The following is a 23,576-nucleotide window of genomic DNA, read 5'->3' on the forward strand; positions in this document are numbered from 1 at the left end:
AAAACATGCATACATTTGTGAATATGATTGAGTTGTTAAAAGTACTTAAATTCGGATAATAAATGTGCGGTTTTAATCATATTAGCTATACTTATATGTACTTTCTTCTTCTCCCTATAATCAAGAAAGCGTCTTCAGTTAACGTAAGGCTCAACTAAGAGTCATTTTATAGCCCAGAGTTTTTATAACTCTGGGCATTTTTATTTGCCACTACCACAATGTTTTTTAAATATATAACTTTTGCGAACAGAATCGAAATCGCCACCAAATTGTAACGATAAACACAATATGGGTAAGCTATTACTTTGTTTTGCAATATCAAATACTTGATTGAATTTATAGCCATATTTAACTGCTAACTTCAATTCGTTAACATATAAAGCTTTGTATTGTGGAGTTAGTTGCGACCAATGAATCAACGCTATTTGAATAATACCTAAATGTACATCAAGCTTATAAGGTCCTACTTTTTTTGCTTGTTGAATATAATCATAAACCTGCTCTGTGGGCCCATCTTGATAACTCACCACTTGCGCCAATGCTATCCAAGTTTCTGCCCATGTTTGCCTTAATTCAATAGACTTTAAAAGCGCTTGTTCGGCTTGTTTATAAGCCAGCTGATGTGTAGGAGCATTAATTACAGTCGGCTGATTTAAAATACTTACTGATAATATTTTTATATACGCATTCAAGTGCCAATAATGAGGATGGCTTGGCTCAAACTTAGCCGCTAAAGTAATAGCTTTTTCGGCCTGCTTTAATTCTGAGCGCTTAATTGGAGAGGACAGCTGTTCCAGCGTATTTCTAGCATTAAAATACCAAGCATTGGCGCGTATGCTTTTTATACTGTAATAGGCAATAAACAAGGTTATAAGCGCTAAAACAATAATAGGGATTAACCTATTTAATTTAAAACTAATCACAAAATAGTGACTCAGTTAAGCGCCAAGGGTTAGTTACAAATAACATATGTGCTTTATCCTCCCCTACTAAATTACTCACAATGTGTTTTGCTTTACTAAGTATTGGCGGCCTACGTTTTACCGAATGCGCATCAGAGGCAACATAATTAACTAAATTACCTTTAAGCATGTTATTGCTAATTTGTTTTGCTTTATCCCCCCACCCCCCTTCAATACTTGAAGCGGTTAATTGAAACTCACAACCTAACTGCTTTAAATGTTCTATATAAAAAGGATTAGCCTGAATATCACGGTTACGTTCAGGGTGAGGTATAATCACTTTAATATTTTGTTTTGTTAACCAGCCAATAAACTTATCGTAGCCTGATGGTACATGAGAATGTGGTAGCTCTAACAATAAGTAATTTGCTCCGGCTAAATTCCCAATGAAGGGCAATTTATTTGCCTTTACCAGTGCCATTAACTCTATATCAAGGCGTACTTCTGCCGCTACTGCTAGCTTTATAGTAATTTGAGCCTGTTTTGCATGCTCTTTTAAATCAGCTAAGTCTCTGCGAAGTTGTACCGCGGAGTTATCAAATCGCCCTATATGAATATGCGGAGTAATCACCATATGTGTTATTCCATCACTTTGCGCTAGCTTTAATAATGCTAAAGATTCATTTAAATTTTTAGCACCATCGTCAATACCGGGTAAAATATGCGAATGAATATCAATCATAATTTAGCCATTAGGTTGAGGTTTTTCTGGCGGTTGTGAGTAATCATAATAATCATAGTATCCGTAGCTATGCTCATCTTTAGTTTTGCTCATATCTACTTGGTTAAGTATAACGCCTGCCACATGTGCTTTTACCTCAAACAAACGCTCTAACCCAGCTTTAATCGGTTTTACCCTGGTTACGTCTGCTCTCACTACATACACTACCGAATCAACACTTTGTGCAATTACTAATGCGTCACTAACCGCTTGTGTTGGGGGGGTGTCAATAATGATGTGATCGTACTTGGTTTTTAAAACCTTTAATAACTCATCAAACCGGGCGCTAGAGAGTAACTCTAACGGATTTGATGGTATTTGCCCACTTGGCATAATAGCAACACCAGAGCGCTCATCTAAATGTACGCACTCAGAAAACTGCTCTGTACCAGTAATTAAATTACTTAAGCCCGGGTGAAATACAGGTATATCAAACCGTTTTGCTAAGCTGGGTTTACGTAAATCAGCATCAATCAGTAAAACGCTCCCCATTTGCGCAAGCGATAAGGCTAAGTTAGCTGATGTGGTGGTTTTCCCTTCACCTGGGACGCTTGATGTAACTGCTATTATTTGATGATTTCGATCTAACTGAGTAAGCAATAAGCTTGTTCTAAATGTACGCACAGATTCTGCAAAGCGACGGTATTTATCCTCTAAATATGCGTATATCGGAAACGGATTCTTTCTCGATATTTTAACTTTGGGTAATAAACCTAGCATGCGTTGCGCTAGTTTACTTTCAACGTCATTTTTTGTTTTTACCGTATCGTTTAATGCATCAAATATAAAGCTCATCACTACTGCAAAGGCAAAGCTAGCTATAAATGTAATTATTACAATAAGCTTTTTATTGGGCTTACTGGGATATTTAGGTGTGTATGCTCTATCGGTAAAGCGAGCTGCTGCTGAGGTGAAGTCGCTGGTTACTTCGGTTTCTTTAGAGCGAGATAAAAATGTATTAAATATATTTCGGTTAGTTTCAACTTCACGTTTTAACTGATTATACTGCGTTTCTTTGCGTGTAATATATTGATAATCATCTCGGATTTTTTTTAGATCAGCCTCTAATGTATTAACGGTTCGAGTTGTTCTGTTTAACTCTTTTTCGATACCTGTAACTAGGCCTTTAATTTGCTTATTTAAATTAGCTTTTACAGTTGCAAGTTCAGCTTTAGCAGAAATCATTTTTGGGTGCTTATTGCCATATACTTCGCCCAAGTCACTCACTTTTCGCTCAACAAGTACTAACTCGCGCTTTACATCTTGTACTACTTTATGTGATGTTATTTCCGGCATACTACCTAAAAATTCTATATTATTATTTCCGTACTCCTTGATTACTCTGTTTATACTCTTTAAATTATTTCTTGCGGCTCGAGCATCAACTAACTGCTGAGACATTTGCTCTAGCTCTTGTGTCACTAGCCCCGCAATACCTTCTATATCAACTAATTGCTGCGCCTCTCGGTACGCCTGCAGTCGAACCTCTGAATCATCTAATTGGATCCGTAACTGTGACAAGCGTGTGTTTAACCAGCTTGTTGCCTGTTGCGTTATCCCCATTTTGGCGCGCATTTGGCTGTCTATGTATACCTCACCTACCGTATTTGCTACTAAGGCTGCAAGTTTAGAATCACTCGACTCAAAACTCACCCTAACTAATTGCGTTTTACGAATTGGTGAAACTATTAATGCTTTATTAAATATACTAAGCAAATCTTGCATTTGTTGCTCAACTTGATCTTCATACGAGAGCGCAGCAACTTCTTTTTTATTTAAAAAAGGCAGCAACTCTTTAATTAGTATATTAACTTCATTAAATATTGAAGGTTTTGGAATAAAGTCAGTGTGTGACTGCAGATCTAGTTTCGTAATAACTTCACGTGCAATACTGTCTGATTTTATTACCTCAAATTGAGTTAAATAATATTCTTTTTGGTTTGAGTCTAAACCATATATTTCTTCAAAACTAACCGCTTTAGCCTGCTCAGCTTCAATTAATAACGTTGCACTTGCTTTATATTTAGGTATTAAAGTTAACGTAATCATTATCGCTAATAATGTAATAACTATCGCAAAGCTCAAAATTCGCCACTTTGCTTGCTTAATAACATTAAAGTTAATGCCCAACTCAATTACATCATCATTATTATTTAATTTTTCTGATTTTTGATTCATTCATCACTGCCTTTAACGGCTTAAAACAAGCGCTGTTCTATTTTAATGGTGTCGCCCGCTGCAATTTGACTGTTTAAACTGCCTCTAATTTGTTGCTCTTTGGTTTGTTCTTTAAAAATATATATTTTATCTATCGATGCTCGCTCTGTTAATCCACCGCCAAGTGCAATCGCTTGATTTACTGTCATTGCCGGCTGATAAGGGTATGCACCTGGGTTATTTACCTCACCATGAATATAAAAAGGTCGATATTGTGTAACTTGCGCATACACATTGGGGTTAACTAAATAGTCAGGCTGTAGCCCTCTTATTATTATTTGTTCAACCTGTGATGTATTTAGGCCAGCGAGTTTAACTTTTCCCAAAAAAGGGTAATTAACTTTGCCACTGTTACCTAATAACGCCGTCACATCTAAATCTGGTTGGCCAAAAACTTTTATTTCAATTTTGTCACCTGGCCCTAAAGTATAGTTTTGCGCATTTTGGCTAAAACTATTAAAACTTAATAAAAAAGCCAGGCAAACAAGCATCCAAAATTTCATCGATTAGCCTTTAAAACAAAGGTAAAATTAATCCCGACAATGACACGATCATATTCAATCGTATTTTGATTAGAGTTTTTATCTATAAAATCAACGTAACTAGATACCATCCCAAAGTTACTAACCAAATAGTTTAAACCTAGTCGAGCCGCTGTTGTTTTATCTTGTCTGCCAACATCCCCAGTGTATTGCTCATCTGCATAATTTAAACTTGCCAACGAACTAAAGTAATTACTCCAATTGTGATCCCAGGTAATGTTATAAACACTCTCTTTAATATAATCACCTGCTACTAAGGGATCTTTAGCTGAGCGGCTAGTTAAAAATTGTAACGATGAATAAGTAAGTGGTTGCCAAAGTACTGCGGCTTCCCAGCTTAAACCGGTAAAATCTTCACGTAGGTCAGAAAAAAAATCTTTGTCTTGATAACCGACTTTGAAGGTACCGGATGTTACCGCCGTTGCCTCCCACTCTATTCCCAGTAATATTTTTCTGTCATCTGAATCTCGTGAAATACCATTGGCTTGCAAAACATCATAGCGGTACTTTTCTTGTGTTAGCTCCAAAAAAGTGCGCGTTGCTGCAAGCGTATTGTAGTAACCGGTTATTCCCACTAAAGTTTTATCATAATCGCGATATTGAGATACAGGTCTAAAATTTTGGTATTTTTTATTGAAAAAACCAGCAATAAGCGCAACTTGAGCTTTAGAGCTTTTTGCGCCATATTCATAACGCGTTGTTACATTTTGCTGTTGGTACTTTACTAATTCATTAACAATATCCCCCAAACCTTCGGTTAAACCACTTCCTCTGGGTTCATATAACCAATCTGCATCACCTTTAATATCGAGTCTATGCTGTTGGGTAAACTCTTTATGAACGCTCGCTGCTGTGGTCACTTGAGTGAAGTTATCTGTGGTATCTTTATTATGAAAGGACGTTATTGTTCCAACATTAAGCTTATAATTGTCTGGGCCATCTTCAATTACAGCCGAAATGTTAGGTGATATATTCCATATTAACCGCGACTCCTCATTAGTTGGTGTTCTAAAAAAGTTATTATTAGTACTCACTCCTGTTTGTAGTGTAGGCGTTATTTCGGCACCATCTTTTGTAATAATACTACCTGGTTTTAGGTTAGCCGTTGCATAAGGACTGCCCCCAATACAAACAACGAGTAGGCAAGGGGCAATTGTATTAGTAGGCATTTTCATTCTTAAATCCTTTAAATATTGTTATGATTATTATTTTTATATCAAATAGTAATGACCAGTTCTTAATATAGTGTAGGTCATACTCTACACGTTTCGCCATTTTTATTAACGTATCTGTTTCACCACGCCAGCCGTTAACTTGCGCCCACCCTGTAATGCCTGGTTTGGCTTTGTGCCTAAACATATAAAACTCTACTTTTTTTCTATACTCTTCGTTGTGCGCAACCGCATGAGGTCTTGGGCCAACAATGGACATGTCACCTTCAAGTACATTTAAAAACTGAGGAAGTTCATCAAGACTCGTACGTCGCAAAAATCGGCCTAACTTTGTTATCCTCACATCATTTTTTGTAGCTTGAGTTACCACTTTGCTGTTTTCTGTGACTGTCATTGAACGGAATTTCCAAACTTTTATTTTTCGTCCATCAAGTCCATAACGATCTTGCTTAAATATTACAGGACCAGCTGATGTTAATTTCACTGCCGCGGCAATAACTAATAGTAATGGCGAAATCAATAACAATATAATCATTGAAAACACAATATCCTCTGTACGCTTAATAAACTCATGAGCACCAATGCATGGCGACTCAAACACACTCAAAGTATCAACTTCGCCAACATGTTCAATACGCGCATGTATAAGATTAGAAAGCAAAAAGTCAGGTATTATATGCACATCAACAGTGGTATCACCCAGCTGCAATAAAATGTCTGCAATACGTTTTTCTGCTTTCATGGGAAGAGCAATATATAACACATCAACTCTGCCCTCTCTTGCTAAATCCACAGCTTTTTGTATGTTGCCTGCAACATCATGAGAGGCTAATTTACTAAATAAACGCTCTGGGTTTCTATCATCAAAAAACCCTAAAAACTTAAAGCCTAACTCATCATTCTTCTCAATTTCATCATATAAGTAAGCAGCGGTTTCTGTAGCACCAATGATGGCTACATTGCGTAAATATGAACCAAATTTACGACGATTTCGCTTATACAAGTACACAGCTAAGCGCCATAAATATAAATAAAGCATGCTTAATAAAAACCACAAGCTAATGCCAATCCGAGATAAGGATTCTGAAAACTTAAAAATAAATGATATAAAAAACAAACAAGCGAATGAAACTAATAAAGCGCCCCAAACACACAACATCATTACCCTAAACTTCCCTGCTCGCCACGATCTATAAGTAGAAAATATTTCAGCGCAATATAAGTAAATTAATGCAACACTTAGCACTGATACCATATAAAAAGAGCTTAGATTAAAGTTATAAAATAAGGCGGAGCATTGAAAAGCAAAAAATAATGCAAAAATATCGAAGAGTCTATAAAAGCAGGCATCTGACGAACCTGATAACTTAAATGTCCTTGAAGAGCTCATAACTATTAATTCCTATTAATTGGTCTCAGGTAAGAAGAAGCATCACTAGACTATGGAATTAATACTAAATTAACATCTCAAATTGCACAATTAACATACAGGCGGGTTTACTAATATACAAAAGGTTAAAGCTATTTTATTAAACATATTTCTTAAAATATAAATGTATCTAAACTACAACTCCTCATCTAAACAACAGCCCTTTTTTATGTAATCATGCTTAGATATTTAAATAAACAATGCATGAATCCATCTGGTTAATATTATGAGTAGGGTATACGTAACTTACTCTCTCAGTAAAAACTATGCCGATGAATAAAAGCTAATAGCATAATATTACAATAAATTTTGCACATTTTTGGCTCTGTTCTTGATGTGTAATTTGCCCTACAGCTATTTTTAATTATCATCTACTTAGTTTTAGCAACTACATTCATTTACCAACAACATAATAGCAACCTATTACCTTGGGGCTTAATTACTGTTTACTTGAAGGTTTTAATAGTTTTATTTATAGCCAATAAAATAAACAACTTAATAAAACAAACACAAAATAAACAAACATAAAACAAAAACAAACATAAAAGATCGCTTTATACAGCCTGCTTATCAGTGTTTAGGTTTAAACTGCGACTATATAAAAACTACTATCAACCAAACCCTGTGAAATAGTACATTTTTACCCTAGTGTAATTCTTTAGAAAAATAATAGACTGTACAAAAAGTAAGAGAGCAGACCGCTAACTGGTTTAGATAATAATTAATAACACAACCGAAAACACGTTATAAGTGTTTGCTTCTAGATTTAATACAAGCATGGTGTATCTTTATTATTTGGTGGTTTTAGGGTAGCCTGTGGTCACATAATACTGCACACGGTGGCAATGACTAACCAGTAAGGCTTACACAAACGTTTGGCGTTAGTTAATAAACAAAAAACGCTAAGTACTGAAGAGCTTAAGCGCAAACAATATCAAGCCTAAATACGGTGAATACTGAAAACTTAGCTTTTATATTTTGAGTTGATGGGAGCCCTACACACTTGCAAATTAACAATAATATAAGCTAGGCTCTATTTATCTAAAGAACAAGATAAGTCTTTGTAAATAAAGTTAATATAATTTTTTAATCTGATTTTTTATGCCACGAGGTATAAACGAAGCCAACCGTTCTTTTAAGCTTGTAACTGCTTCATGCTTTAGATTATAAAAGCCGTTGTTAATTATTTGGTTACTAGCTGCACAAAAAACTGGTTTTTTAGTGATATGATTAATTTCAATACTTTGCTTATAGTCGCTTTCAATAAAAAGCTCTGCACTACTTTTTTGATAAAATAAAGCTTTATGCTTTGCATGACTAATTTGCTTTTGTCCTCCTTCTTTACCAGGTAAATCTTGCATAATTAAATACTCGTATTCTACTTTATACTTTTTTAACCATATCTCAGTCTGTTCTCGATACTTTTCTGACCGGCTGGTAACAAGCGCATAAACTTTTCTAGAGGGTATAAATAATGGCTGTGCATTTAAAATAAACTCAATGTACTTTTCGGCATCATTAGTTTGCTCTTCAGTAGGGTCAATACACAAAACACCATCTATATCTAAACAAGCAGTCGTTAAAATTGGATGATGAAAAATGTTCCATTCAAACACCCTTGGTGATGGTAGGTACTCTAGAAAAAAATCAACATCATTTCTTTGTTTTAGCGATGAGTAAATTGCACATGTCGTAATTTTACTGTGTAAATATGTGGGAATTAAAGCCATATCAGCTTTAATCGAGTCACCTTTTGCAATACTGTCATCCACTAATAATATTTTTTGTGCGTTTTGTGGGTATTTTAAATATTGATTTTTACTTTTTCGTGTACTTCCTGTTTTGAGCTCTGAATTATTAATTAAAGAAATCAAATCCGTACAATGAATATTCAAATACAATGCCAGCATATTAGCTGGTGTTAAACCACTTCTTGGAAGGCCTACAATTAAATCAAAGTTTAAACTCTGTATTTTAGGCAAGTGTTCTTTTATATCCTGACTTAAATGACAATAACTTTTATAATTCATTAGAATCACCCTCCCTTAAAAACATTTTACCTAACATACTAAAATTATTATTAATTACATTGCTTTTATTAAGGTTAGTACAATTTATCGCAATAATGTAGATCTCACGTCAAAAATAGCCATCAAATTGTTATTATATCTTTGATTTAAGCGTTAGCTTCACGCTAATAGAAATTAACTTTTACCACTCCCTTTAATTACAAAACTCTTTTAGTACTGGAGCGATATACATTTAAAAAAAACAATGGGATCCCGACAACATAACGAGAAAATAACCTTTTAGGCTCTAGAGCAAATCTGTATAGCCACTCAAAACCAAGCTTTCTAAATATCGTCGGTGCGCGCTTTACCCTACCCGCTTGAAAATCCAATATTGCACCACCACATATTATTATCATTTTATTTTTGCTCTGTAGTTTTAGTTGTGTAGCTATCAGCTCTTGCTTAGGCATACCCATAGCAAGAACGACTACGTTAAGACTCTCAGTTTGATACTGTAAATTGTGCTCAAGATAACAGTCGACATCTTTAAACCCATTTAAACTATAATATTGGGAGGTGTTAAAAAGCGAGGTTGCACCTATATCTAACCAAGGTTGCTGAGTACCGTACGCAAAAAGGGTCATTTCCTTGTTAGATAAATATAATTGCGAGATTAATCGCGGAATAAAGTCTGTACCATTTAAGTTAGATTGAGGGTCAATATTGTTGTACAAGCACGCTAATTCAACCCCTTTACCGTCTCTGAATAAATAATCTAAATCGAAAAAGTTAGCTTTTATAGCATCACTACTACTTATTAAGTTATATGCATACTGATTTAAAAAACCGATCGAAATTGCTTTATCCGTATTTGTGATACGCTCTAAAATACTGGCTAAAGATACCTCATTGACTAAAGTTAATGACTTTAAGATAGGGTCCATCGCTTTAAGCTCCTATTTTATTACTTTAAAGTCAGCAAACTTTATTTTTCTTTGTGAATAATAAAAAATACCAACCATAAGCTTTCGCAAATAGTGATAGTAAAGAGCAGTACTTTTTAGTTTGTGGTTATTTAATACCGCGAAAGAGCCTTGAAAATACTTATATCTAAATTCTGGTAATGGATCACGATGGCCAATAGCTGCAGAGTTCATAAAAAATATAACCTTACTAATAAGTGAAGCTTTTATTGCAAAGTCCAAATCTTCACCTCCATTATTTTTAGCGCCGACGCCAAAGTTTTCATCAAACAGCCCTACTTCATTAAATACTTTAGATGCATAAAATGTAGTGTTAGATGATGCGTATCGTATTAAGTTTGACGAATTATGTTCATTAGAAGTAAAGGGGCTAATACTTGGTGCTGATGAAAATTGAGTATAAAACAATTCAAATCGACTGAGTGCTTGTAGTTCATTAAAGCTATTCCAAAACCCTTCTGGGTACCAACAGTCATCGTCTGGGCAGGACACGAAATCAAAATCATTCAATGAATACCGACTGTTCACTTCTTTAATAAGCTTATTTCTGGCCTTTGATAACGACACAATATGACTTTGACTAATTGTGATTAGCGTATAGTTACTAGCTAGCCCAAGTAAACACTCTTCACTGTAGCCATCTGCACTTTGTAATAGTACATAGTGTACAAATTGAATGTTTCTTACACTATTTATCGATAGTATTAGTCTTTTTAAGTCTTTGATATTTTCGTCATTACATATACATGTTGTTAATAATAAAATTTTCATTACAATCCCTATAAGTAGTTATTACATAATATGAAGTTAAAATTTTATAAAGAAATAATGGTGGAACATTCCGTTAAAATCGAAATCAGAAATATAAATTCTGTACCACAAAAATAAAATAAACGCGATTAAAGATAATGAAAAAAACAGTAGCTTTAGCCTGACAACACGTAGTATTAAAGAAAATATATATACCAAGCCAATCCATCTAAAATAATCAAAGTAGGCATAATAGCGTAGCTGTAAGAAGTTTGTTGTATGCATAAAACAAATTAATACGATAATACCTATATAATAAAACCACATCTTATCAAATGTCGATTTACGCCTAACCATATAGGCGAATATAGAAAGCAGTACGATAGCAACATCTAAAAGCTTAAATAGTATTCCTGAACCTCTATCATCTAATTCTTCATAATTGGTAAATGTGGCGTAATAAACTAAAAGGTATAATATTGATATTGCCGCAGAGCCCATAACGACATATAAAATTTTGTATCTATTACTTCTTTCATCAGAGGCCGTAACATAATAAACAACAAAATAAATTGCACAAACAACCACGGCTGCATTATGTGTTAATGATGCGATGACACCAAAAAAAATGGCGAAGCGTATTTTGTCAAAATATAAAAAAAATAGAGTAATAATTAAGAAAGAACCTGAGCAATAATGCCGTATCATGTTAAACATGTTTGTAAATTTCATTGAATAAAAAATAAAAAACATCAGCGCTAACGCAATTAACACCTCACTAAATTTAGCTGAATCTAATATCTTGTAAATAACAATACATGCTGGTAAATAGATAAATAACGTAATCGTATACGTATAAAATATATAATTGCCATTCGTTAATTTTGAAAAGAAGTAAGAATAGCCATGATAAATCGGCTCCGATATTTTCGGTTGTACCAAAAAGCCATCATTAATAAAAATTGCATAATCTTCATCAAAAATACTCAAAAAACCATATTGATAATTATTGAATGCAAACCATTGGGTTGAATACCAGCCTAAGTCATTGCCTATTCCTAAAAAATCGCCAAATGCCCATGCTTCTTTGTGTAAATTCATATTGCAAAAAAGCAAAATAAAGCTAATAAAAAAAACGTAAAGCCACTCAGATCTTTTAGTTGTTAAATACGTGAATAAAGCAAAAATTCCTATATAAAAAGGCGCTAGCAGTGAAACTAATGATACAAAAACAAGAATCAACATTGTTCTATTTAACAGAAAAGTTTTATTGTGATAGATCAAAATAAAGCTTCCTTTTACTTTGAGTAATATTGATATTTCATCCCAAACTTTACGAGTAACTTAAATGATTCATAAAGTTGTTCGCTTGTTCTTGAGCGCCATACTATTTTTGTGAACAAAAATTTAAATAAAGAGAAATTGCGCCCATGTTCAAGCCAGTAATTATGATAGTCAATTGTGCTCCACCTATAATTCAAATCGTTTTGCTCTGAAGCTGACAACGTGACCTTATTACTTAGCTCTTTTTCTAATTTACACCTGAGCTGTACGCCTGCTATTGGTCGAGTACCTGTGGTAATACTCGCTCCATTGTGGATTGTATGCACAAAGACATTTTCAGCAAATACGCACACACTATAATTTTGAATAAAGGCCTTTAACATTAAGGTATGATCTTGTAAGTAAGGTGTATCATAAAACCCACCTATGGCTTCTAAAACACTTTTTTTAATCATTATCATTGAAGTATAACAACTCCCAGATAGCAAAAAGGTCTTAGCGTCATGGCCTACAAACTTATCATCGTTTGCTAAAACACCTTTACCATTTTCTTCTACTTGCATATGGCTACAACAGACAGCAGGCTGCTCTTGTTGGTGTTTAAAAAAGTTAAGTTTTTCGAGTAATTTCCCATCTATAAAAAAATCATCATCGTCTAAAAAAGTAACATACTCGCCATTGGCTTGCTTAATACCAATGTTTCTGGCAATCCCTGCTCCTGAGTTTTTTTCTAATGGTATGTATTTTATTTTTTTAGAGACAATTAAATCCTCTAAAATAGACTCTGTATTTAGCTGATGCTCTGACCCTTTACCATTATCATCAACAACTATTACCTCACAAAGTGAGTTTATAAGTGCACTTTGTATTGCATTTCTTATTTTTGTGACTCTTCCATAAGTAGGAATAATGATGCTTAACTCTACCATTTAGCTTAATCCTTTTTAATTTTTATAAATGAAATTTAGCATAACCAAGTTTTTAACTTTGTTATTTTATATACATCAATCGACATCCAAATATTCCACAGCACTAGACTCATGCTTACAGCTAAAGCCGCCCCAATTGCTTGATAGATAGGCACTAAAATAAATAACAACAACACGTTTATTAATAATGTAGCCAACAATGCTTTTAATGAACGTTTTTCATTTCCTGTCATATTCAGCACTAAACCAACAGAGCCAAAACAAATATTAATTATTTGGCCAATACATAAAATAATAAGAATTGGATGGGAAGCCAGATATTGCTCTCCAAAAAGTATTCTTATAAACCAATCCCCAAAAAAAATTAAAACAACCGCTATTGGTATTGAAAAAGTGGCGCTTAACTTTACACTTTTAGTTAGTAAAGCCTGTGTTGACTGTATATCGCCACTTCTATACAACCTAGCAACTTTAGGGCCTATAATATTGTTTACCGCTGCAAACCCTAAGGTAACTAATGTCACCCCTTGTAAAGCTACCTTAAAAGAAGCGACAGACTCTTTATCATCAAAGTAGCCTAAAAATACGTTTGCAAGCTGTGCATTCATGGTGCTAATAAATATCATTAGCGTAAACGGGAGTAATGCAATATGCCATTTTTTAAAATAGTAAGTAGGTTTAACATGGTTAAGGTTATTCGATCGCTCTTTAAATATTAGCCCTAAGCCTAATAACAGCGTTAATGCCGATGTTATTAACTGTACTTTTATAAGCAGTAAACTGGTGAACTCAGTTTTTGATACAATAAAATATAAGTAAACTAAAATGGCTAAAAATGGCATCAAAATAAACTCTGGAAATAAGCCTAGAATTGGTTTTCTAAAACCGTTTAAAATAGCTCCTTGTTTTGCAGAAAAGCTTTTTATAGGGATCAAAAAAATTGCAAACCAAAGTAAACTAGCAGTCTGGGAACTTATTAAGCCTAAATATAAAATAAGCATGGTCGTAAGCATCACAAGCGCAGAAATACTGATAATAAATGCCGATGACCACCTGAGTAACCCCTTTAATTCTCCCCATTTACCTTCCAATTCAGCATGTGCAATTTCACGGATCAATAATTGTGGTAAACCTGCTATAACAGGTATTGTGACTATGGCAATAATTGATAAAACATAGGTATATAAGCCATATTGCTCAGGTCCTAAATAACGGGCAAGTATTACGCCTGCTATAACGGATAAAGCACGGCTTATCATTTGTAAACCGGCTGTGCCTAAAAACTTATTTAAAATAGCTGGCGATTGGCTCAAAAAACTTACCTTGTAATAATAGAGTCATATTTATAACTTCAATAAATCAAAATTTTAAAATTCAATAACTAAATAAATTAACTGACTGTTTTAGATTTATAAAGATCTCAGTGTAGTAACCATATTAGTAATGTGTACTGCTTTATTAAAATTCACTAATCACTGCTACGTAAAAAATACGCACATAATTAGTACTCATATACAAACATCGTTTCCTATGTCGACTTTTGTGCATATTTAACAGTACTTTTTTGCCCTAAAAAAATTCGTGATGCGTAATTACTTTTTGATAATACAATTTCAACTGCAATCGGACCAAAGATCCCAAAGAACATGCCAAATACAATATTAAGCTCTGTCAATTGCACACCTAAATAAACTAGTAACATTCTAGATAAAACCAAAAAGTAAACATGGTATAAGTATATTGAAAATGAATATTTACCAATAAACACAAGGGGTATAATCTTTATTTTTGCAAAGTAAAATAATGAACAACCAACAAAGCCAGTTACTAGCCCCATTAGGCTGTTTCTTTCAAAGTTACTCTGGCTTTGTAGTTGTAAAAATTTATACAACATAAGGCCAGCAAACAAAGTTAATAATATTGTAACTAACTTTATATTTAGCTTTTCTTCGCTGTGTCTTTTTGAGCTAAGTAAGCACCCTAACGAGAAGAAAGGTAATAAAAAGAAAAATCCAGATAATGAAAAAAAATAAATATCTGTAGGCATAAATACGCATAAAATAATCCCCGTAAATAGCGCAAATATGTATTTATTTTGAGTTGTAGTTTTTATAAATGATGATAAGCCATAAAATAAAAACACCAAAAACATTGCTTGTAAAAACCAAAAATGAAATTTACTTTCCCATATCACGCTAAAGTAATAAGTAATATTGGTTATTTCTATTTTTTGATTTGCTCCTAAAGTATGTGCCTGAATAAATAGATAAATTGGGCCTACAAAAATTAGAGGAATGATTAGTCTAAAGTACTTTCCTTTTAACATAGAAAAAAATTGCTCTGATGTCACTCCTCTAAAAGAGAAAATAACGCCGCCTAAAAATGCAAATAGTGGCATTCTGACATTTTCTAACATTAAGTTAAAAAAATAAAAGTCGTTATTTTCGGGTAACTTTAAACCTGATATATTTGGTTCACCTATTAAGTGATTAAGTACTAATAATAAACAAGCCCACCCTCTGAGTGTTTCTAGACTGAGAATTTTTTTTATTTTCATCTTCACTCCCTTAAAGTAAAAGCGTGAACCATTTATTAAATATACTTATTCTCTTAATTTATTAACCATTGTTTTTAAAAGCTAATTTCATTTTACTTGCTAACTCCCTATCAAACTGTTCAGGCAGGAATTTAATGTACCCATTCCCAGGAGTAAACGTTAATTCACCAAAATATATTTTATCTTGAATATAGAGATCAACTCTTACAAAAGAAAATGAGCTACTCAATGCTTCTACAATTACAACTGCCTCTGCAAAATTTTTTGGTTTGAGTTCAACTTCTCCAATATCACATCCAGCCCTTAAGATTGGAAGTGGTTGCCATAACCTTGAATAGTAGTTGTGCGTTTGCTTATTGCTTGCCCTTTGTGAAATTACCTGCACAAATTCAATTGCGCCCTCTATACAATAAAATTTATAGTCTTTTAGGCCATCTGTTGATTCAATAAACTCTTCACAAATAACTAGCTGCTCAACGTTTTTATACTGTTTTTCTTTACTTATTGCATAAAAATCAGACTTTAGCCATTGTGTAATTAATTGGCGAATTTCAGCATTACAATGATCATTTTTATTATTGATAACAAGATTATAGCCACTACCGTTATTTAGTTTTATGACAAATTTATCTGGCATTTCGGTTAAATTAAAATCTTCAGCTACGGTACAAGTTTTTAGTAAGGTTGGAAGATATTTTTCACCGCACCTATCAGCGACAAATGCTCTAACTTTATATTTATCCACAAAAATAGAAAAATCTGTTAGTTTCTTACTTAGTTTCCAGGAGAAAATCCTATCGCTAAAAGTAAGCACTTTCTTTTTTGAATAAAATTTACGGTGAAGCTTTAAATATTCATATCGAATATATATAGAGTCAGGTATCAATACCTTTAATTTATTTTTCAACAGTTTCAAAAATAAACCCATCCGTTGACTCTCTTAAATTTACTAAACGTAAAATAATTTTTCTAACTCCAAAATTGGAGCTACCATCAAACTCACTTGGTTTTAAATAGAACAATTCATCTTATAATAGATCAACTTATAAGATTAAACTTTTAATTTACTTAGTAAAACAGATCTCAAAAAACTCGTAAACATTGTATTTTCATGTGCACCGAGATTGTGTTTAATATTAAGCCTCTCATGTATTACTTAAGCTTTAAGTAATTAATACATATGGTTTATCAATGGTATAACTTAACAATGTAGTGTATTTGCTACATAGCACTTTATATCAATTGCCATACAATTTAATAAAGTCAAAATTTAGTGCCAATTTTTATTATATCCAACGAGCAATCTTTAAAACTTTTAACGCATATGTTGGGGTCACTAATCGCGATTTCGTACATTTAAAGTACAAAACAACGCAATTCAATAAACATTAAACCACACCTTTTAATTAGTCAATGCTAACAAATTGTTTCATTAAAACTTATTTAACCTACTTTATTGCTAGTTTCGGTTTTAATGCTAATAATATAATAAGTGTCGCATCTAAATTTTAAGGAACTACTTGTGCGTTTGGGGTGCTGCATTGTTATCTTGTTATCTTTTTATGTTTACTCACAAGACACAATCAATTACTTGCGTAATAGCGAAATAATTGAACGTGCAAAACAACATTATGGTAAAGATGGACATAATCGCATAAAGCAATGGCTTAGGTTTATTGATGCATCGATTGATAAGAATGAATGGCGGCAGGTACATCTGGTTAATAATTTTTTTAATGAACATATAAAATACAAAACAGATAATGAGCTTTGGAATAAAAATGATTATTGGGCTACACCAATAGAAAGCTTGGGTGTAGGTATGGGGGATTGTGAGGATTACGTTATAGCTAAATACTTTACTTTAATTGCGCTTGGTATTCCTGAAGAAAAAATAAGGTTTATGTATGTGCGTCAACACACCATTAATCAGCCCCACATGGTACTGATATACTTTCCTGAAGCTGACCAAATTCCTTTTGTTTTGGGTAACTTTAATACCCAGTTACTCCCCGCAAATAAACGTCACGATTTAACACCTATATACAGTTTTAATGGCCAAGGTTTATGGTTAGCCAAAGCAAAAGGGCTTGGTAATAAAGTTAAAAATAGTAGCGGTGTGTCGGCTTGGGATACTATGCTAAAAAGAATTGAAAAAGGTGAGCTTGCACTCGTAAATGGAATTGATACAGGAGATGAAAATAATGTATCACCCTTTTAAACAAGGTATGAGTCTTAAAGTACAGATCTACGGGCTAATAATTTGTATTTCCATTTTATCTTTTTTTGTAAGAATTATTATTGATGTAGATACAACCCGAGACTATTTACAAACACAAATGGCAAGCCATGCAAAAGACACAGCTACAAGCCTAGGACTTTCTATCTCCCCTTATTTGGATACAGATGGAATCATAATAGGGCAAACTATGGCAACCGCAATATTTGATTCTGGTTATTATAGTAAAATACGCTTTATTAATACAAAACATGAAACACTATTCTCATTAGAAAACCCTACCCATGTAGATTCTGTGCCTCATTGGTTTACAAACACTGTAAAATTAAGCGCGCCTACAATGCAATCTGAAATAAATACGGGTTGGATCATTGCTGGTACACTTGAAGTTACCAGCCACTTAGGAGAGTCATATTTAACTTTATGGCTGCACACAAAGCGTAGCTTTTATAGTTCGCTCATATTATTAATTGCTTCACTGCTGATCACTTATTTTATTTTACAAACAATATTCAAACCTTTAAAAGCAGTTGAGAAGCAAGCACTGCTTGTTACTCGCAAACGCTTTACACTCAATAATAAAGTGCCGTTAGCCCACGAATTGCGCATAGTAACCAAAGCAATTAATAATATGGTGCTTAATTTGCAAAGTACATTCGACTCTTTAGCTAAACAAACCCAAGCGCTAACAAACGCCGTGTATAGTGATCCACTAACAGGGTTAGGTAATCGCAAATCTTTTGAAAACTATTTTAACGCCGTTACCCACTCCATTACCTCTGAGCGTCCAATGACAGCAACAATGGTCACACTTCCCTCGCTAGTAAACATTAATCGAACACTTAGCTATCAAAGGGGTGATGAGTATGTGACTGACGTTGCTAAAATATTAAAACTCTCTTTAGCTGAACTAAATAATTATAGGTTATGCCGAATAAATGGCAGTACTTTTGTTTTTATTGCGCCATACGATATTACTTTTTTATATAATTTACACGCTAACCTTATTGACCTGTTTAGCCAAAAACAGCACAGCTCACATAATAATGGTTATGCCCGCTTAGCTTCTATAAATGTTGAAAAAAGCTTAACACTGAGTCATTTACTTTCGTCATTAGATACCAAATGTACTATTGGAGAAAGTACGATTGACGCTAACATTGATAATAAAATAGTCTTTAGTGTTGAAGAGTGGCAAAAAATAATTCAGAGCATAATTAACTCTGGGGAAGTGAGCTTTTCAGTACAGCCTGTGAAAAAAAGTAATACCGAGTTTACACAGTGCTACTTTGAGGTATTTGCGCACTTTATCTATAACAATGAAAAAATAAACAATAGTCACTTATTCGCTATGGCCGAAAAGTTAAATTTGACAGAAGAACTGGATAAAAAATTAATCCGTGATTTTATTAATATTAAAATGCAATATCCAGAGGATAAATTCGCATTAAATATAAGTAAGTCCTCATTATATTCACCGGAGTTTATACAATGGCTAGGTGCGTTTTCTCAACACTACCCCTGCCTCAAAAACAATCTTATTTTTGAGCTTCATGAATTGAGCTTACTAAGTAATATACGCGTTGCTGCACTTCATATTGATGCGATAAAAGAGGTTGGTATTAGTGTGTGTGTAGAGCACTTTGGCACCAGTTTAACCTCTTTTAAGTATTTACATGGTCTTGATATTGAGTATGTGAAAATTGACGGTAGCTACATTCAAGATTTAATTGATAATCCGCAAAGTCGCTTTTATATTCAAACTGTAAATAATATTTGTCATGGCTTTGGTATTAAAGTCTTAGCGTGTTTAATTGAAAAGCCCGAAACATTAAACATACTCGAAAGCTTAGGTTGTGATGGTGTTCAAGGGAATTTAATTTGCTCCGCCTCACAAGTAATCAACATTATTGATGAAAACACAAATAAAAAGTTTACTTTTCATCCAAATGTATTAGAATTTTGTAAGTAGCCTATTTTTTAAACAAGGGTCGATCATGAAATCAATTATCTTATTTGGACTAATAGTAGGGCTGTGTGTATTTTATGTACCGCAAACTTATGCACAAACTAATACATCAAAATCTGTTCAGTCTGCAGGGATAGACAACTTGATTTCGATTTTAAGTAATGCACCAATAAATGTATCTCCTGAGCAACTGCAACAAGACTTAGTTGCCGCCATTAAAATTATTTGTAAAAACAATATAAAAAACCAACTAGACAAAACCTTGCCACGAGGCAATTGTAGTAACGCTCAGGTTGATCAAATGATTACTGCCGTTATTGCTGCTTTTGGTGTAGACAGCCCTATGGTTGCTACTTTATTAGCCGCACTTTCTGCATACGGAGTAGATTCAGACACTATTACACTTGCTGCAATTAATGCGGGCATAGATGCTACTATTGCTTCACAAGCCACGGCAGCAGGCCCTATCCAAGCACAACCTAATCCTCCTATTAGCTTACCTGTATTGCCTACACCTCCTGGATCGGGTGGTACTGGTGGTGATACTGGTATATCTGAAGTTGGTAACTAACTTTATTAAATATAAATGCAGCCTTAGCGCTGCGTTTATATTTTGAGATGGCTGTGAATCGCTTTATATTTTTTGTTATATGTTTAATTATTTTTTTACTCCCCCTACCCCTTGGCAGTTACCGCCCATGGGCAATATTAGCTATAGGCGTGCTGATTAGCTTTACGTTTTTATTGCATTTATTTAATAGTGCTATTAAAAATAAACAACTGCTTTATCCTCCTTTATACTCTTGGCCTATATTTATTGCTCTTGGCGTTGTTGTTTTAGTATGCACAATACAGCTATTTAGTATAAGTGTTGATCCGTTTCAAACTCAGCAAATGTTAATTAAAACCTGGTTTATGCTATTATTTTGCTGGTTAATTTTTATTTACTGTAACCACTCCCTACGAATTAAAAAACTAGTTTACACTGTTATTTTTGCTGGGGTTTTTCAGGCCTTATATGCAAGTTATTTAAGCTTATCACCCGATATTATTAGCCCATTATTTAGTTATAAACATACCGATCGTGCTATTGGTACTTTTACTTATTCTAACTTTTTAGCCAACTATTTAGCGCTGTGCTTATGCTTAGGCATAGGTGTGTTGATCAGTGAGTTAAAACGCTCTGCTAACGACAATACACAATCACTCGCACAAACATTACGTGACTGGGCTGGTATATTATTAAGCTCTAAAATTGTATTACGCGTATCATTAATTATTATTATTGTTGCCTTAATATTAACTCGCAGCCGCATGGGTAACTCGGCATTTTTTATCGCTTTAATGGTTATGAGCTTATTGGCTTTATTTATTTACAGACAAAAGCCCAAAGCGTTTAAACACCTTATTATTAGCTTTTTTATTATCGATTTAATTATTATTGGTGCAATATTTGACGTTGAAAAAGTAAAACAGCGTATTAGCGAAACCAGTATACACTCAGAAACGCGTGACGAAGTGGTACGCGACTCTATACCACTTATATTAGATAAACCATTGCTGGGATCAGGTGGGGGTACTTTTTACACTGCTTTCCCTGCGTATCAATCAGAGCCCTTTTCTGGCTACTACGATAATGCGCATAACGATTATATACAATTTGCTGTGGAGCTAGGTATACCGGCAACATTAGCACTTGGTTTGCTGATACTTTATTGTTTATGGCTCTGTATTGCGACCATGCGCCAACGCAAAACCGCACTTTATCAAGGAGTAGCATTTGGCTGTGCAGTAGCTATTATTACTATGCTACTGCATTCTTTAGTCGACTATTCGCTGCAAGCTGGCGCTAATTCAATGCTGTTTTTGGCTATTTTATGCTTAGCTATTTTAACTAATAAATTACCTGCGCCTAAAACTATAAAAAAAAGACGTAATCAAGCCGACTAGTGCTGTGCTAAATCAAACTCTGTTAAGTGACCGTCGCCATGAATAAGCTGATAGCGGGCCAAATTACCTTGTTCTAGCGTTATTAAGCTAATAGCTGAATCGCTCACTAAATACTTTTGCCCATCGCCTTTGGTTTGGTGTTTATCAACCTCCATATGCCAACGTTTAGTAAAGAAATTCAGCGGACTTTTCGGGCTATATAAAATTGAATCGAGTTTATCGAGTATATTTATTAATTTACGCGGAAATTCATTTTTTATACCACTGGCAGTCAGCTGCCACACTCTATTAGGATGATCGCCAAAACGTTTTTGCACCGAAAAACAAAAGGAGTAATGTACATCACCAGATAAAATTAGCGTTTCGTTTGGGGTATCGTCTCTTCTAAAAGTATCGAGCAATTTTCTTGCCGAGCCTTCGTGAGCCATCCAGTTCTCTACGTCTACCGTGAGCGGTTGGCCGCACATATTAAATAGCGCTTGAATAGCTTCAATCGATTTAACGCCAAATACTGGCGCGGGCGATACAATAATAACTTGATCATGGCTCAATAAGCTCTGCTCAAGATCAGTAAGTCGCTCCCAATCAAGTAGACCAGAGGGCTCATTAAAATTTTGCTCATTACGCCAACGATGTGTGCGAGTGTCGAGCACCACCACTTTAGGAACCGTTGTCAGTTCATAATGCCAATGACTAAATTCTGTTAGTGTTTTATCAAATGCTTTAAATTGCCAAATATTACTACTCGCTAAGCTGTGCTTAAACGCAGCGATTAATGTGCCCGTTTTAGTGAGTGCATCATTTCCCATCCCTTGAAACAACCAGTAACTAATTAAACCATTGCTTACAATACGTTTACTCACTGGGTTTTGACTAATCGCTTGCTCCCATCCAGCTGTCAGGTTCCAGTCATCGGTTACATCATGATCGTCAAATATCATTAATGTAGATACATTGGCAAACAACCGCTCTACATCACTCAATCCTTTTGTATAATCAATCAGTGCTGATTTTTCGGCGTTAAAAATAGTCTTGTTTTGCTCGTTTTGACCTGCATACGTTATGCTTTGTATATCTACACATTGCCAAGCTGCAGCACTAAAATTTAATAAATAAAGTGCTATATATTCTTCAAAGTGAATAAGGTGATTGTGGGCTTTTACACTTGAAAAGTGAGGTTCATCTTTTTTCAGCCAGTAACTAACACCTAACTTTGAGCGTTTTTGCCAAGGTGTTTTTGGTAAGAACAAATGGCGATTATAAAGCTGCTCATTTATATCGTTCGGTAGCTCAACTGTAAGTGGTTGCTCTTTATAAATACCTAAGGCTTCAATTAACTGATGAATGGCTAATAACATAGGTCCTGCTACGTCATCGGCATAAACCTGATCACCGCTCAGTAATAGCAATTGTGCACCTTGGTTGTTATTACCGCGCTGAGTATTTTGCCAATGACTTGCAGAAACTAAACTGTCTTTTGCGGGATGATGTGCATTACGACATGATCCGTGCAAAATATCACTGAGTTTATTGGGAATTACAAATGCAGGTGTTGCTTGATTGCTATAGCACCAAGGCGATAAATCAATTGGGGTATCGTCAACTATAAGTTCGTAGCTTAATAAGCTGTCAGTAGGAAACTTATGATTTATTGGCTTTATAATGACGAAATGCAGATATAAGTGCTCGCCGAGAGAAACACTGTGCTGATCGCTGTAACATTCATAATTTAACAGTTCAATGCGACAGTTTACAGGCTTAGAGGTAGCAAACTGAATGCATACACTGGTTTGCTCTGCACGGCGCACCATAGGCCCCATTAATAAAATAGGAAGTTGCGCCGTGTGAGTTTTCATGTAT

General features: G+C 34.3%; 19 protein-coding genes. 4 read left to right on the forward strand and 15 right to left on the reverse strand.

What is annotated here, in order from left to right; genetic code table 11:
* Positions 1-200: 200 nt before the first annotated feature.
* The 14 genes from RB215_RS08695 to RB215_RS08760 form a co-directional block, all read right to left on the reverse strand.
* Positions 201-923: a VpsP family polysaccharide biosynthesis protein gene (locus RB215_RS08695; protein ID WP_182683399.1), complete on the reverse strand. Its 723-nt coding sequence runs from the start codon at positions 921-923 to the stop codon at positions 201-203.
* On the reverse strand, positions 916-1,644 hold the full coding sequence (locus RB215_RS08700; RefSeq protein ID WP_309216225.1) for a CpsB/CapC family capsule biosynthesis tyrosine phosphatase: 729 nt from the start codon (positions 1,642-1,644) through the stop codon (positions 916-918). The genes RB215_RS08695 and RB215_RS08700 overlap by 8 nt, the downstream gene beginning before the upstream one ends.
* Positions 1,645-1,647: 3 nt before the next feature.
* Positions 1,648-3,861 (reverse strand): polysaccharide biosynthesis tyrosine autokinase, encoded by a 2,214-nt coding sequence (locus RB215_RS08705; protein ID WP_089368428.1) that lies wholly within the window; start codon positions 3,859-3,861, stop codon positions 1,648-1,650.
* A 20-nt stretch (positions 3,862-3,881) separates the two neighbouring features.
* Complete coding sequence (locus RB215_RS08710) at positions 3,882-4,403, reverse strand: polysaccharide biosynthesis/export family protein (protein ID WP_041454467.1); 522 nt, start codon at positions 4,401-4,403, stop codon at positions 3,882-3,884.
* On the reverse strand, positions 4,400-5,617 hold the full coding sequence (locus tag RB215_RS08715; protein ID WP_011328458.1) for an outer membrane beta-barrel protein: 1,218 nt from the start codon (positions 5,615-5,617) through the stop codon (positions 4,400-4,402). Before RB215_RS08715 ends, RB215_RS08710 begins: the two co-directional genes overlap by 4 nt.
* The gene (locus RB215_RS08720) at positions 5,601-7,004 is read right to left on the reverse strand and encodes an undecaprenyl-phosphate glucose phosphotransferase (protein ID WP_011328459.1); all 1,404 of its coding nucleotides are present in this window, start codon (positions 7,002-7,004) and stop codon (positions 5,601-5,603) included. Before RB215_RS08720 ends, RB215_RS08715 begins: the two co-directional genes overlap by 17 nt.
* Before the next feature lie 1,112 nt (positions 7,005-8,116).
* Complete coding sequence (locus RB215_RS08725; RefSeq protein ID WP_011328461.1) at positions 8,117-9,073, reverse strand: phosphoribosyltransferase; 957 nt, start codon at positions 9,071-9,073, stop codon at positions 8,117-8,119.
* A gap of 197 nt (positions 9,074-9,270) precedes the next feature.
* Positions 9,271-9,999 carry a WecB/TagA/CpsF family glycosyltransferase gene (locus RB215_RS08730; protein WP_089368434.1) on the reverse strand — a complete coding sequence of 243 codons (729 nt, stop codon included), beginning with the start codon at positions 9,997-9,999 and terminating at the stop codon, positions 9,271-9,273.
* A gap of 12 nt (positions 10,000-10,011) precedes the next feature.
* The gene (locus RB215_RS08735; protein ID WP_011328463.1) at positions 10,012-10,809 is read right to left on the reverse strand and encodes a glycosyltransferase family 2 protein; all 798 of its coding nucleotides are present in this window, start codon (positions 10,807-10,809) and stop codon (positions 10,012-10,014) included.
* A gap of 36 nt (positions 10,810-10,845) precedes the next feature.
* Positions 10,846-12,033 carry an EpsG family protein gene (locus RB215_RS08740; protein WP_011328464.1) on the reverse strand — a complete coding sequence of 396 codons (1,188 nt, stop codon included), beginning with the start codon at positions 12,031-12,033 and terminating at the stop codon, positions 10,846-10,848.
* A gap of 53 nt (positions 12,034-12,086) precedes the next feature.
* Positions 12,087-13,001 carry a glycosyltransferase gene (locus RB215_RS08745; RefSeq protein WP_089368435.1) on the reverse strand — a complete coding sequence of 305 codons (915 nt, stop codon included), beginning with the start codon at positions 12,999-13,001 and terminating at the stop codon, positions 12,087-12,089.
* Between the two features lie 35 nt (positions 13,002-13,036).
* Positions 13,037-14,314: a flippase gene (locus tag RB215_RS08750; RefSeq protein WP_011328466.1), complete on the reverse strand. Its 1,278-nt coding sequence runs from the start codon at positions 14,312-14,314 to the stop codon at positions 13,037-13,039.
* 215 nt (positions 14,315-14,529) lie between these two features.
* The gene (locus RB215_RS08755) at positions 14,530-15,558 is read right to left on the reverse strand and encodes an acyltransferase (RefSeq protein WP_011328467.1); all 1,029 of its coding nucleotides are present in this window, start codon (positions 15,556-15,558) and stop codon (positions 14,530-14,532) included.
* A gap of 61 nt (positions 15,559-15,619) precedes the next feature.
* Positions 15,620-16,486 (reverse strand): ATP-grasp fold amidoligase family protein, encoded by an 867-nt coding sequence (locus tag RB215_RS08760; protein WP_011328468.1) that lies wholly within the window; start codon positions 16,484-16,486, stop codon positions 15,620-15,622.
* 594 nt (positions 16,487-17,080) lie between these two features.
* On the opposite strand from RB215_RS08760, the gene RB215_RS08765 reads away from it, so the two are divergent.
* The 4 genes from RB215_RS08765 to RB215_RS08780 are packed head-to-tail and all read left to right on the forward strand — an operon-like array spanning position 17,081 to position 21,716.
* Complete coding sequence (locus tag RB215_RS08765; protein ID WP_089368437.1) at positions 17,081-17,779, forward strand: transglutaminase-like cysteine peptidase; 699 nt, start codon at positions 17,081-17,083, stop codon at positions 17,777-17,779.
* The gene (locus tag RB215_RS08770; protein ID WP_309216227.1) at positions 17,763-19,769 is read left to right on the forward strand and encodes an EAL domain-containing protein; all 2,007 of its coding nucleotides are present in this window, start codon (positions 17,763-17,765) and stop codon (positions 19,767-19,769) included. Before RB215_RS08765 ends, RB215_RS08770 begins: the two co-directional genes overlap by 17 nt.
* 25 nt (positions 19,770-19,794) lie before the next feature.
* Complete coding sequence (locus RB215_RS08775; protein WP_011328472.1) at positions 19,795-20,337, forward strand: hypothetical protein; 543 nt, start codon at positions 19,795-19,797, stop codon at positions 20,335-20,337.
* 53 nt (positions 20,338-20,390) lie between these two features.
* Entirely contained in the window at positions 20,391-21,716 is a 1,326-nt protein-coding gene (locus tag RB215_RS08780) for an O-antigen ligase (RefSeq protein ID WP_208833885.1), read from the forward strand.
* On the opposite strand, the gene RB215_RS08785 is transcribed toward RB215_RS08780, so the two are convergent.
* Positions 21,713-23,572 carry an alkaline phosphatase D family protein gene (locus RB215_RS08785; protein WP_309216228.1) on the reverse strand — a complete coding sequence of 620 codons (1,860 nt, stop codon included), beginning with the start codon at positions 23,570-23,572 and terminating at the stop codon, positions 21,713-21,715. The genes RB215_RS08780 and RB215_RS08785 overlap by 4 nt on opposite strands.
* Positions 23,573-23,576 lie beyond the last annotated feature (4 nt).

Source organism: Pseudoalteromonas sp. HL-AS2 (assembly GCF_031198805.1).
GTDB classification, from domain to species: Bacteria; Pseudomonadota; Gammaproteobacteria; order Enterobacterales; family Alteromonadaceae; genus Pseudoalteromonas; species Pseudoalteromonas nigrifaciens.